Genomic DNA, 11,751 nt, shown 5'->3' on the forward strand with positions numbered 1-11,751 from the left:
ATCCGCCGGTCGCTCCGTCGAACGGCGTGATCCTCGTGCGTCGTGTGTATATTCGTTTGTCTGTCAGTATGAGTCGGCTGTCGTCGGCTCGCGGGCGCTCGTTCGAACTGCGCCACCCACATCACCAACCGCGCAAACTTACGCCAGCGCGTCCCCGAGCGCGTCGGCAATCCGCCCGCCGATCGCGGCTTTCTCGCCCTCGTGGACGGTCACGTCGTCCTCGGAGACGAAAAGCACCCGCGTCGTCTCCGACCCCATAACGCTCGCGTCGTTGGCGACGACGAAGGCGAGACCGGCGCGTTCGAGCGACTCCCGGGCCGCATCGATCATCGCTTCGTCCTCGCCCGTCGTCTCGAGTTTGAACCCGACGATCGGCAACTCGGGGTGTTCGGCGCGGATCGAGTCGATAAGCTTCGGTGTCGGCTCGAACTCGAGAGTCAACGTCTCCCCCGAGCGGAGCTTCTCGGGGGCGGTCTCGATCGTGTAGTCACTGATCGCGGCCGCCGAGACGAGCGCGTCCGCCCCGTCGGCCACCGACCGGACGGCGTCGAGCATCTCCGCCGCGCTCTCGGCGGCGAGGGTGTCGGCGTACGACACGTCGGGACCGTCATGCACGAGCGTCACGTCCGCGCCGCGGGCGTAGCAGGCCTTCGCTACCGCCCGCCCGGTCCGTCCGGAGGCACGGTTCGTGACCACCCGGACGGGATCGATCGACTCGCTCGTCGCCCCGCTCGTGACGACGACGTGTTCGCCGGCCAGCGGAGTCTCGCCCGCCGCCCGCGCGACATCGAGGACGATCGCCTCTTCGCTCGCGACCTTTGCTTTTCCCTCCTCGAGGCGCGGGTCGACGAACTCGACGCCCCACGACTCGAGGCGTTCGATCGACTCGAGAACCCCGGGATGGTCGTACATCGGCTCGTGCATCGCCGGCGCGACGACGGTCGGGAGGCCCGCCCCGAGCGCCGTCGTCGCCGCCGTCGTGACGGGAGTGTCGTCGATCGCGCCCGCGACCTTGCCGATCGTGTTCGCGGTCGCGGGCGCGAGCACCAACACGTCGGCCCACCCGTCGTAGCCGCACAACTCGACGTGTTCGACCGATCCAGTGATCTCGGTGACGACCGGATTCTCCGTCGCGAACTCCACGGACCACGGGTGGACGATTCCCCGCGCCGCGTCGGTCATCACGGCCCGGACCTCGGCGCCGTGTCGCCGGAGTTCGTGGGCCAGCTCGATCGTCTTGACTGCCGCGATGGACCCCGACACGCCCAAGGCGACGTTCGTGCCCGCGAGCATCGACCGGGCGTTCGGCGCGCGTATTAAAAAGGGTCGTGGCTGCGGGCGGCGGCCCGCGGTGCCGGCAACCGGGCCGGAGCGGTGTATACATATCGGGGGACCGTCAGGACGTTTCGATCCGCAACGCCACGTCGCGCGTCTCGCCCTCCAGGTCGGCGACGACGCGGCGGACGATCCGCTCTGCCTCCTCGCGGATTTTCGGTTTGATTTTTTCGATGACCCAGCCCAGCGAGACGAACCGCGGGAGGTCGACGATCCCGTCGCTGGCCGACCCGGGAGCGTACTCCGCGACGAACGTCACCTCGGTTTTGGGGGCCGACCCGTCCTCGCCCCGGATCGGCTCGCCAGCCCGCTGTGTTGACCCGTCGGCGTCCTCGATCGGATCGATCAGCCACCGGCCCGAGGCGTCGAGGTCCGTGAGGATCCGCCACTCGATCCGTCGGGGTGGGTCGACCTCGGTCACCGCCGATCGAGCGGTGTAGTGGAGCTTCCACCACTCGAACCGCAGCGCGTACTCGGTTCCAGCTCCTCCGTCGCCGAACTGCCGGACCGATTCGAGGTACTCGGAGTAGTCCGCGTACCGCCGGAACGCGAGGAGAAACTCGTAGACGTCCTCGGCCGGCAAATAGACGACCGTGCTGACTTCGACTCGGTCCACACCGTCTTTTCGGGCGGGGCGGTCCTAAGCTTTCGGCCCACCAGGACGGATCTCCCCACCTGAACCGACACCGAATTCCCGATCCGGCACGAGGATTCGACATGGACGGCCGCGTCGTGACCGGGTGGATCGCCCGTCCAGTGCTCGATCCCACGACCGTCGAGACGGTTCGTGACCACCTCTACGGGTGGCTCGGTGCCCCGGAGCCGTACCGACGGGCGAGGAGCCCACACGTCAGCGTCTTCGGTGTCCGGGTTCCGACGGTCGAAGCCGAGGCCGTCGAGGCCGACTTCGGCGCGTTCGCCGAATCGGTCGGCACCTGGCGGGGGACGCTCTCGGGGTACCACGTCCATCCCTCCGCGAGGAACCCGATGGTCGTCGCGTTGGACGTCCCGCTCGATCTCGGACGGCTCGCCTCGCCGATCGCCGACCTGCTCGCCCGACACGGCGGCCGCGTCGGCCGGGGGCCCCACCCGGCACACGTGACGTTGCTGAAAGGCGGCGTCAGGGGCGAAGAACTCCAGTGGGCACAGATCGACGATCGGACCCGCGAACGGTTGGCGGCGGTTCTCGACGCCGGTCATCGGCGACCGAGCGACGACCCGCCCGACCCGCTCGTCGCCCCGACGTTCGGAATCGAGTTGGGGCCACCCGAACTCGCGTGGAACTGACCCTTTTTGTCGACGCGGATCCCAACACGTGTATGGCTGATCTCAGCGACGCGGGGTTCAAAGAGCGGACCCGGGTCTCGGCGGCGCGGGAGGCGCTCCTCGACGTCCCGCCAGTCGAGCGCACGGAACGAGTTCCGCTGTCGGTCGCCGACGGGCGGACCGTCGCGGAGCCGATCGACGCGGTGATGAACGTGCCCCACTACCCGCGGGCGGCGATGGACGGGTGGGCCGTCCGGGCCGAGGACACCTTCGAGGCGTCGGATCGCTCGCCGGCGGTCGTCGAGCCCGACGACTCCGCCGGACCGAACCGGGCCGTCCGCGTCCACACCGGCAGCGAACTCCCCGAGGGCGCTGACGCGGTCGTGATGATAGAGGAGACCGAACGCGTCGGCGACGAACTGGAGCTGTTCGACGCCGTCGCGGAGGGCGAAAACGTCGGCCCTGTCGGCGAGGACGTCGAGACCGGCCAGCGGCTCTACGAGCCGGGACACACGCTTCGACCGTCGGATCTCGGACTCCTGAAGGGGACCGGCGTCGACACCGTCGAGGTGTTCGACCACCCCGAGGTAGCCGTCGTCCCGACGGGCGAGGAGTTAGTCCAGTCCGACCCCGATCCCGGCGAGATCATCGAGACCAACCGATTTAGCATCTCACGGCTCGCCGAACGCTGGGGGGCGGACGTCACGCGCCGGGACATCGTCACCGATGACCGCGAGGCGCTCCGGGCGGCCGTCCAGCGCGACCTTGTCCGCGACGTCGTCGTCACCACCGGCGGCTCCTCGGTCGGCGAGCGCGATCTCGTCCCCGAGGTCGTCCGGGACCTCGGCGAGGTGTTCGTCCACGGCGTCGCGTTGAAGCCCGGCCACCCGGTCGCCTTGGGACGCGTCGAGGGAACGACCGTCGTCATGCTCCCCGGCTACCCCGTCGCGTGCATCGTCAACGCCGTCCAGTTCCTCCGGCCGCTGATCGATCACCTCGGCGGCGTCACGCCGGAACCGCTGCCGTCGCGGGAGGCGACGCTGACCCGCAAGATACGGAGCGAACCCGGGATCCGGACGTTCGTCCGGGTGACGCTCGAGGACGGCGAATCGGGGCTGGAAGCGACGCCGACGCGCGCCAGCGGCTCCGGTGTCCTCTCGAGTGTCGCCCTGGCCGACGGCTGGGTCGTCGTCGAGGAGAGTCGCGAGGGACTCGCTGCGGGCGAGACTGTCGCCGTCGAGAACTGGGAGTACAATGGATAGAAAGCAGTTCCGGGATCTCGCCGATCCCGAGGTGGCCCGCGAGACGATCGCCTCGCTCGATCTCGCGCCCGAATCCGAGACGGTCCCGCTCCGTGAGGCCCGAGGCCGCGTCCTCGCCGGACGGGTCGACGCGGACCTCGACGTCCCGGGCTTCGACCGCGCGAGCGTCGACGGCTACGCCCTCCGGGCCGCCGACACGTTCGGTGCGGACGAGGCCGACCCCGTCGCGTTTCGCCTCGTCGGCGAGGTCCACGCGGGATCGGAACCCGACGTCGAGGTCGGGGCGGGCGAGTGTGCGGAGATATCGACGGGGGCCGTCCTCCCGCCGGGCGCGGACGCGGTCGTGATGGTCGAGCGGACCGACCCCGGCGACGCCGACGAGGTCCTCGTCCGGACGTCGCTCGCCCCCGGCGATCGCGTCATGTTCGCCGGGGCGGACATCGCGGCGGGCGAGCGCGCGCTGGGTCCCGGCACCGTCGTGACGGCGCGGGAGGTCGGCCTGCTGTCGGCCATCGGCGTCGACGAGGTTCCGGTCCGTGGCGTGCCGACGGTCGGGATCGTCTCGACGGGCGACGAACTCGTCCGCCCGGGCGACCCCCTCGATAGCGACACCGGCCAGATCTACGACGTCAACAGCTACACGACCGCGACGGCGGTCGAGGAGGCCGGCGGCGAGGCGAAGCTGTACCCCCACGCCGGCGACGACTACGACGCGATGGAGTCGGCGCTCCGGACCGCCGCCGAGGAGTGCGATCTCGTCCTCTCGTCGGGGTCGACCTCGGCCTCGGCGGTCGACGTCATCTACCGCGTCGTCGAGGAGACCGGGGAACTCCTGTTGCACGGCGTCGCGGTCAAACCCGGCAAACCGATGCTCGTCGGCGAGTTGGCGGGCAGCGCCTACATCGGCTTACCGGGGTATCCGGTCTCCGCGCTGACGATCTTCCGGGCGTTCGTCGCCCCGGCGATCCGCCGCGCCGCGGGCCGTCCAGAGCCCGAGACGGCGACGATCGAGGGGCGAATGGCGGTCCGAGAGCGCTACAGCGAGGGGCGACACCGATACATGCCCGCGGGATTGGTCACCGATGGCGACGGCGAGACGCTCGTCTACCCGGTCGACAAGGGCAGCGGCGCGACGACGAGTCTCGTCGAGGCCGACGGCATCGTCTCGGTGCCACCGGACGTCGAGTACCTCGACTCGGGCGAGTCGGTCGAAGTCGCGCTGTTCTCTGGCGACGTGCGCCCGCCGACGCTGTTCGGCGCGGGCGAGGACGACCCGGCGCTGTCGCGGCTGCTCGACCGCGTCGACCGCCCCCGGTATCTGGCGGTCGGGAGCCGACAGGGCCGGCGCAGGCTCCGCGACGGCGTCACCGACGTCGCTGTCACCACCGGCGACGCGGCGCCGGGCGGCGTCGAGTTCGGCGGGTGGACCCGCGAGTGGGGCCTCGTCGTCCCGGCCGGGAACCCGGCGGGCGTCGAGGGGCTACCGGACCTGGTCGACGATGACCTCCGATTTATAAACCGGACGACCGACTCGGGGCTCCGATCGACGTTCGACGAGGCTATCGAAGGCCTCGCCGACGAGCGCGGCGACGAACGACGCGACCTGACCGACGCCATCGACGGCTTCGAACTCGCGGTCCGAGCCCACGAGTCGCCAGCGAGGAAGGTCCTCGCGGGCGAGGCGGACGCCGGTCTCGGGCTTCGGGCCACGGCCGAGACGCTCGGCATGGGGTTCGTCCCCTGCGGCACCGAGCGCGTGACCGTGGTCGCAGACCCCGAACGGGTCGAAAAACCCGGCGTCCGTCGGCTCCGGGCCGCAATCGACGACGGGGGCACCGTCTTCGAGGAACTCGCCGGCTACCGGGGCTGACCCGCGTGACACACCTCTCGGAGTTGGACCTCGACACCGCGGACGTCTCGGCGCTGACCGACCGCCGCGAGGCGGTGCTCGCCGCCGTCCGCGAGCACGCCGGACGCATCGCCTGCGGCGTCGCGAGGATCGAGGGCGGCAGCTACGGTCGGCGGGCATTTTCGACCGATCGCGGCGAGTGGACGGTCAAGTACGAGGCCGGCGAGTTGGAGTTCCTCCTGTACGAACCGCGCGGCGGCGGGGAGACGTACGTCGTCTCGACGCAGTCGCCAGCCGATCCGGAGTCGCTCGCTCGTGCTCTCGAGGACTACGGGGCGTTCGTGGCCGCCTACAACGACTACGTCGACTCCCTCGAGGGCGTCCTCGACGGCGTTGATTCGGGCTTTCCTGCGATCGAGTCGGCCGAATCGATCGTCGCCGAACGGGACCGCATCGTCGACCGGATCGAGTCGTGTTGCGGGCGGATGGCCGGCGAACTCCACCGTCACGAGGGCAGCGACTACGGCACGTTTACCGCGCGCGTCGACGGGACGCGCTGGGAACTCAAACGCGAGCGCGACGCCGTGTCGTATCTGCGCGTCGGGGGCTCGGGCGGCGTGTACCTCCTCTCGCAGTACGGCCCTCCGGCCGCGACCGACGTTCGGGAGTACGCCCCCCGATTCGGCGGGTTCGTCTCGGCGTACAACGACCACGTCTCGGGGCTGGCCCTCGATATCGAGCAGACCGAGCTCTGAGGTCCGCCGGCGGTCCAGTGTCGGGACGCCGTTGGCCGACCCCCGCCGAAGCGCCGTCGGGCGGCCGCCACCTGGACGCCGTCGGCTGGCCGCCACCGGGGCTTTTAACGCGGGCGCGCTCGTAAGTAGGCGTATGCAATTGCGCGAGGCGCTCGGTGACCTTCCGGAAACGGTGTTCGCCGATCTGCTGGAGGACGACAACGCGTATCTCCTCGTCGTCGACCTGCCGGGGGCGACCGTGGACACGGTCGACGTGACGATCGAGGGGGGGCGGTTGACGATCGAGGCTCGGCGCGAAAAGTCCGTCCCGCGGCAGTTCCGGTACCTCTCCGAGGAGCGGGCGCTGTTTCTCGACGCCGAGTTGCCGCTGCCGCCGGACGCCACCGGCGCCGACGCCGAGGGATCGATCGAGCGGGGCGTGTTGACGCTCACGCTCCCCAAGTCCGACGCCGACGGCGGCCAGCGGATTCCCATCTCGTGACGGGAGCGAACGGATACCGATGAGACGGTGTCACCTCGGCGGAGACCGGCGCCGAGTCCCCGCTAACGGCCAGCCCCGCGTCCCCGGCGGACGCCGTGAGGTGGCCGGGTAATGCTCCGGGCCTACCGGCGGTTCTTCGTCGTCGCCTACCAGTTTCTCCCGCTGTTGCTCGCCTACGCGCGGGACCGAAAGCGGTTCGTTCTTTTCGGTGGGGGCCGGCAGGTCGCCCCCGAGACGAGTCGAGCGCGCGCCCAATCGCTTTTGAACTCGCTTTTGACGCTCGGGCCGACGTTCATCAAACTCGGCCAGCTACTGTCGACGCGCCCGGACGTGCTGCCACCGGAGTACATAGAGGAGTTCGAACAACTGCAAGACGACGTGCCACCGGCCCCGTGGCCGGACGCAAAGGCGGTCATCGAGTCGGATATTGGCCCCATCGAGGAGACGTTCGACGAGTTCGACACCGACCCGATAAGCGGTGCGAGCCTCGGACAGGTGTACATCGCCGAGGTCGACGGCGAGCGGGTCGCAGTGAAAGTTCGACGACCGAACATCGAACCGCTCGTCGAGGCGGACCTGCGTGTCGTCGGGTGGTCGCTGCCGATCCTGATGCGGTTCGTCGGACAGGCGCGGTCGTTCTCGCTCGAGACCATCGCCGACGAGTTCGAGAAGACGATCCGCGAGGAGATGGACTACGGCCGCGAGCGAGAGATGCTGACCGAAATCGGCGAGAACTTCGCCGAAAACGACCGGATCCGGGTCCCCGAGGCCCGCCCGGCGTTGTCGAGCGATCGGGTGTTGACGATGGAGTACGTCGAGGGGACGAAGATCTCCGACGTCGAGAACCTCGACGAGCTGGGGCTCGACCGGACCGACCTCGCCGTGACGCTCCAGGAGACATACCTCCAGATGATCGTTCAGGACGGCGTCTTCCACGCCGACCCCCACCCGGGGAACCTCGCAGTCAAGGACGACGGACGGCTCGTCTTCTACGACTTCGGGATGTCGGGGCGCGTCGACCCGTTCATCCAGGACAAAATCATCGAGTTCTACATGGCCGTCGCGGCCCAGGACACGGACGCGATCCTCGACGCGCTCGTCGAGATGGGGACGCTCAGCCCCGAGGCCGACCGGGAGGTGATGTCGAACGTGATGGAACTCGCCATCGCCGACGCCCGCGGCGAGGACATAGAACAGTACCGCGTCCAACAGATCATCCAGCAGGTCGAGGACACGATCTACGAGTTCCCGCTTCGGCTCCCGCCGAACCTCGCGTTGGTGTTGCGTGTCGCGACGGTCGTCGAGGGGGTCTGTGTCACGCTCGATCCGGACTTCGATTTCATCTCCGTGGCGACCGGCTACCTCCGCGAACAGGGGTTCATAGAGGAGAGCGCCCGCGACTTCGTCGCGGAGCGGGCCGGAGAGGCCCGCGACTTCGGCGAGTCGCTCGTCCGCGTCCCGCCGAAACTCGAGTCCACGCTCGACGACCTCGACCGCGGGGACGTGACGCTTACCGTCGAGTTCAGCCGCGAAGAGGAGACGTTCGAACGGTTGGCCAAACGGATCGCACTCGCGGCGCTTCTGACCGCGACGCTCATCTCCTCGTCGGTGCTGTACGCCTTCTCGACGCCGCTGGCCGCCGCGGTCGCGGTCGTCGTCTCGGTTCCACTCGCCATCTCGCTTTGGCGCTCGTTCCGGCGGAGCAGTGGGTTCAGATCCCAGCCGCAGTTCACCAGACAGCGGCTCAGACAGCGCGACAAGTGACCTTCTCATCGGTGTGACCGACGCGACCGCACTCGATGCACCCCGGTTCCGGAGCTTTTAACCGACTCGCTGGCCGATGTACGTGTAATGGCTTTTGAGGAACTACTGAACGACCCGGTGATTCAGAAGTACCTCCACGAACTCGTCGGGCCGACGGGGATGCCCGTCGCCGCCGCGCCGCCGGACGGCGAAGTCACCGACGAGGAACTCGCGGAGGAACTCGGCTTGGAGCTCAATGACGTGCGCCGGGCGCTCTTTATTCTGTACGAGAACGACCTCGCCTCGTATCGCCGCCTGCGCGACGAGGACTCGGGGTGGCTCACCTACCTCTGGACCTTCGAATACGAGTCGATCCCCGAGCAGCTCGAAGCCGAGATGCGCCGGCTGCTCGATGCGCTCGAACAGCGACGACAGTACGAGGCCGACAACGAGTTCTACCTCTGTGGGCAGTGCCAGCTCCGGTTCGAGTTCGGCGAGGCGATGGAGTTCGGCTTCGAGTGCCCCCAGTGCGGCGGCCAACTCGAGACGATGGACAACGACCGACTCATCGACGCGATGGAGAGACGCGTCGAGGAACTCAGCGACGAACTGAACGTGAACAGCGCGGACATCGACGGGGCCGTGGACGCCTGATGGTCGTCCTCGCAACCAAAGTGTACGTGCTCGGCGAGGGCCGTCGTCGAGCGATGGACTCCCTGGAGTCGCTCGTGGAGAACGAACTCGGTGACCTCGGCGTCGAGTTCACCGTCGGCCTGCGGGACGACGATTTCCCCTCTGTGACCGTAACTGGGGAGGACGCGCCCGTCGCGCGGAACCTGCTCGAAGCCGAGTGGGGAGCGATCACGCCCCACCGGGAGGCCGGCGAGACCTACGTCGGGACGCTCGAGTCGTGGGACGACCGGGGGTTCGTCCTCGACGCCGGGGAGTCGGTTCGGATCCCCGCCGACGAGCTCGGTCTCGGTCCCGGAAGCCCCGCCCAGATCCGGACGCGGTTCGGGCTCGTCCAGCACGTCCCGCTTCGGTTCGTCGAGGGCGGCGAGGGGGAGCCACACAGCCTCGCCGACGCCGAACGAGACCGCCTCTACGAGTGGACCCGCGGCACCGGCCGGGTCAACGCCAACAGCACGACGCGGGCCCAACTCCGGGCGACGGTCAACCGATCGGGTCACGCCGACGACATCGTCACCGTCGAGCGCGTCGGACTACTCGAATCGAGCGTCATCTGCCGGGAGGGTACGGACGCCCCCGGGCTGTTGGCCGACGTCGGTCCGCACCTCGAAGCGGAACTGCTCGCTATCGTCCCTTAGTCATGAACCGCCGCCTGCTCGCCGCGCTTGCGCTGCTCGTTTTGCTCGGGACAGCCGGCTGTACGACGATCCTCGGGGACGACGCCGGCGACCCCGAGGCGCTCTCGGCAGACGCCGAGTACGACTACGACACCGACCGCGACGCGTTTATCAGGGTCAACCGGGGGAACTACACCGCAGTTTATAACGTCTCGGCGAAGGTGACCGGCGACAACGGCACGATCGAGTTATACCGGACGAACGCGCTGACGATCGAAAACCCCCTCGAACTCGAGGCGCTGCAGTTCCGCTACGCCAACGGGACGGTCGTCAGGTACGTCGACGGCGAGGCGGTGTTGCTCCGTTCGGACGGGACCCAAGAGCCGACGGACGCCCTGGCCGTCGAGACGACGCGACAGCGAACCGTCGTCGAGTTGCCAGCCGAAGAGGGACAGATCGCGTTCACGACGCCGAAATCGGGCAAGGAGATCGCTGTGTACACGCCCGTGCACGGGAGTTACGAGGTCGCGCTCCCACCCGACCGGGACGCATCGGTGCCGCTCCTTTCGCGGACGCGACCGTCGAACGACGACCGGGCGGTCGTCGGCGATCGGGTCCGTCTCCGGTGGGACAACGTCGAGACGTCCGTGCTCAGCGTTCGATGGTATCTCGACCGGGACCTGTGGCTGTTCGGCGGTCTCGCCGTCGTCGGGGCTATCCTAGGTGCTGCCGGGATCGTCTACTACTACCGGAGTATTCGAATGGCGGAGAAGCGCCGCGACGAGGCGGGGCTCGACGTCGACACCGGTGACGACGACCGCGAGGGGCCGCCCCCGGGGATGCGGTAGCGCGTCCCGCCGGTACGATCGCTCGGGGCGTCCGGACGGCCCGTCCTCACCGTTTATTCGGTTCCGGCTCGAACCGGACCTATGGACGTCGCTTTGGTATCCGTCGGGGACGAACTGCTGGCTGGCGATACGGTCAACACGAACGCCGCGTGGCTCGGCGAACGCCTCGCCGAGCGCGGGGCGTCCGTCGAGCGAGTGACGGTCGTACCGGATCGAATCGCGGACATCGCCCGTGTGATCAACGAGTACGCCGCGGAGTACGACGCGGTCGTCACGACCGGCGGGCTCGGGCCGACCCACGACGACCGGACGATGGAAGCCGTCGCCGCCGCGGTCGGCCGGGACGTCGGGACCTCGGAGGCCGTCCTCGAGTGGCTCGACGAGGAACGCGACTATCAACGCTCGGACCTCACGAACGGAACGGCTGACCTCCCGGTCGACGCCCGCCCGCTGCACAACACCGTCGGCGTCGCGCCCGGTTGCGTCGTCAAGAACATCTACGTGCTGCCCGGCGTCCCCGAGGAGATGCAGGCGATGTTCGAGTCGGTCGCCTCGGAGTTCGAAGGGGAGCGCCGACACGTCGAGACGGTCACGCTCGACGAACCCGAGAGCGCGCTGGTGGACCGGTTGCGGGAACTGGAGACGCGCTTCGGCGTCAAAGTCGGTAGCTACCCCGGCGAGAACGTCCGCGTCAAAGTCGAGAGCACCGACCGGGATGCAGTCGAAGAGGCGATCACGTGGCTCCGCGAGAACGGGATCGAGGCGTCGACGTGACTACCGATACAGGTACCAGAGCCAGCCGACGGTGATGAGGAGGCTCGCGAGCAACACGACCCAACCGGACGCGTCGACGATGGACGGACTGTCCTCGAACGCCTGCAGGACGATATTCATACGCGACCGTC

General features: G+C 68.7%; 12 protein-coding genes. 10 read left to right on the top strand and 2 right to left on the bottom strand.

The features are described 5' to 3' along the window. Window positions 1-138: 138 nt before the first annotated feature. Both coaBC and NMLP_RS08365 read right to left on the bottom strand, forming a co-directional pair. A complete protein-coding gene (coaBC, locus tag NMLP_RS08360; protein WP_015409680.1) occupies window positions 139-1,293 on the bottom strand; it encodes a bifunctional phosphopantothenoylcysteine decarboxylase/phosphopantothenate--cysteine ligase CoaBC in 1,155 nt (384 codons plus the stop codon). 103 nt (window positions 1,294-1,396) lie between these two features. Further along, the gene (locus NMLP_RS08365) at window positions 1,397-1,951 is read right to left on the bottom strand and encodes an SRPBCC family protein (protein WP_015409681.1); all 555 of its coding nucleotides are present in this window, start codon (window positions 1,949-1,951) and stop codon (window positions 1,397-1,399) included. A gap of 101 nt (window positions 1,952-2,052) precedes the next feature. Between NMLP_RS08365 and NMLP_RS08370 the strand changes: the two genes are divergently transcribed. The 10 genes from NMLP_RS08370 (at window position 2,053) to NMLP_RS08415 (ending at window position 11,620) form a co-directional block, all read left to right on the top strand. Continuing rightward, window positions 2,053-2,622, top strand: a complete 570-nt coding sequence (locus tag NMLP_RS08370; protein ID WP_015409682.1) for a hypothetical protein — start codon at window positions 2,053-2,055, stop codon at window positions 2,620-2,622. 32 nt (window positions 2,623-2,654) lie between these two features. Continuing rightward, a complete protein-coding gene (locus NMLP_RS08375; protein ID WP_015409683.1) occupies window positions 2,655-3,863 on the top strand; it encodes a molybdopterin molybdotransferase MoeA in 1,209 nt (402 codons plus the stop codon). After that, window positions 3,856-5,733: a molybdopterin biosynthesis protein gene (locus NMLP_RS08380; protein ID WP_015409684.1), complete on the top strand. Its 1,878-nt coding sequence runs from the start codon at window positions 3,856-3,858 to the stop codon at window positions 5,731-5,733. Before NMLP_RS08375 ends, NMLP_RS08380 begins: the two co-directional genes overlap by 8 nt. 5 nt (window positions 5,734-5,738) lie before the next feature. After that, on the top strand, window positions 5,739-6,467 hold the full coding sequence (locus NMLP_RS08385) for a hypothetical protein (protein WP_015409685.1): 729 nt from the start codon (window positions 5,739-5,741) through the stop codon (window positions 6,465-6,467). A gap of 133 nt (window positions 6,468-6,600) precedes the next feature. After that, window positions 6,601-6,948 (top strand): Hsp20/alpha crystallin family protein, encoded by a 348-nt coding sequence (locus tag NMLP_RS08390; RefSeq protein WP_015409686.1) that lies wholly within the window; start codon window positions 6,601-6,603, stop codon window positions 6,946-6,948. 111 nt (window positions 6,949-7,059) lie between these two features. Further along, window positions 7,060-8,712: an ABC1 kinase family protein gene (locus NMLP_RS08395; protein ID WP_015409687.1), complete on the top strand. Its 1,653-nt coding sequence runs from the start codon at window positions 7,060-7,062 to the stop codon at window positions 8,710-8,712. Between the two features lie 87 nt (window positions 8,713-8,799). Next, window positions 8,800-9,345, top strand: coding sequence for a transcription initiation factor TFE (locus NMLP_RS08400; protein WP_015409688.1), 546 nt, complete (start codon window positions 8,800-8,802; stop codon window positions 9,343-9,345). Beyond that, window positions 9,345-10,019, top strand: a complete 675-nt coding sequence (locus NMLP_RS08405; RefSeq protein ID WP_015409689.1) for a DUF2110 family protein — start codon at window positions 9,345-9,347, stop codon at window positions 10,017-10,019. Before NMLP_RS08400 ends, NMLP_RS08405 begins: the two co-directional genes overlap by 1 nt. A 2-nt stretch (window positions 10,020-10,021) precedes the next feature. Continuing rightward, on the top strand, window positions 10,022-10,846 hold the full coding sequence (locus tag NMLP_RS08410) for a DUF5803 family protein (RefSeq protein WP_015409690.1): 825 nt from the start codon (window positions 10,022-10,024) through the stop codon (window positions 10,844-10,846). Window positions 10,847-10,927: 81 nt separating this feature from the next. Beyond that, window positions 10,928-11,620: a competence/damage-inducible protein A gene (locus NMLP_RS08415; RefSeq protein WP_015409691.1), complete on the top strand. Its 693-nt coding sequence runs from the start codon at window positions 10,928-10,930 to the stop codon at window positions 11,618-11,620. The last annotated feature ends 131 nt before the right edge of the window (window positions 11,621-11,751 follow it).

Source organism: Natronomonas moolapensis 8.8.11 (assembly GCF_000591055.1).
Taxonomy (GTDB): domain Archaea; phylum Halobacteriota; class Halobacteria; order Halobacteriales; family Haloarculaceae; genus Natronomonas; species Natronomonas moolapensis.

Coding starts and splice junctions, on each gene's coding strand:
- coaBC (WP_015409680.1), bottom strand. CDS start 1,293: ATGCTCGCGGGCACGAACGTCGCCTTGGGCGTGTCGGGGTCCATCGCG.
- NMLP_RS08370 (WP_015409682.1), top strand. CDS start 2,053: ATGGACGGCCGCGTCGTGACCGGGTGGATCGCCCGTCCAGTGCTCGAT.
- NMLP_RS08375 (WP_015409683.1), top strand. CDS start 2,655: ATGGCTGATCTCAGCGACGCGGGGTTCAAAGAGCGGACCCGGGTCTCG.
- NMLP_RS08380 (WP_015409684.1), top strand. CDS start 3,856: ATGGATAGAAAGCAGTTCCGGGATCTCGCCGATCCCGAGGTGGCCCGC.
- NMLP_RS08390 (WP_015409686.1), top strand. CDS start 6,601: ATGCAATTGCGCGAGGCGCTCGGTGACCTTCCGGAAACGGTGTTCGCC.
- NMLP_RS08395 (WP_015409687.1), top strand. CDS start 7,060: ATGCTCCGGGCCTACCGGCGGTTCTTCGTCGTCGCCTACCAGTTTCTC.
- NMLP_RS08400 (WP_015409688.1), top strand. CDS start 8,800: ATGGCTTTTGAGGAACTACTGAACGACCCGGTGATTCAGAAGTACCTC.
- NMLP_RS08405 (WP_015409689.1), top strand. CDS start 9,345: ATGGTCGTCCTCGCAACCAAAGTGTACGTGCTCGGCGAGGGCCGTCGT.
- NMLP_RS08410 (WP_015409690.1), top strand. CDS start 10,022: ATGAACCGCCGCCTGCTCGCCGCGCTTGCGCTGCTCGTTTTGCTCGGG.
- NMLP_RS08415 (WP_015409691.1), top strand. CDS start 10,928: ATGGACGTCGCTTTGGTATCCGTCGGGGACGAACTGCTGGCTGGCGAT.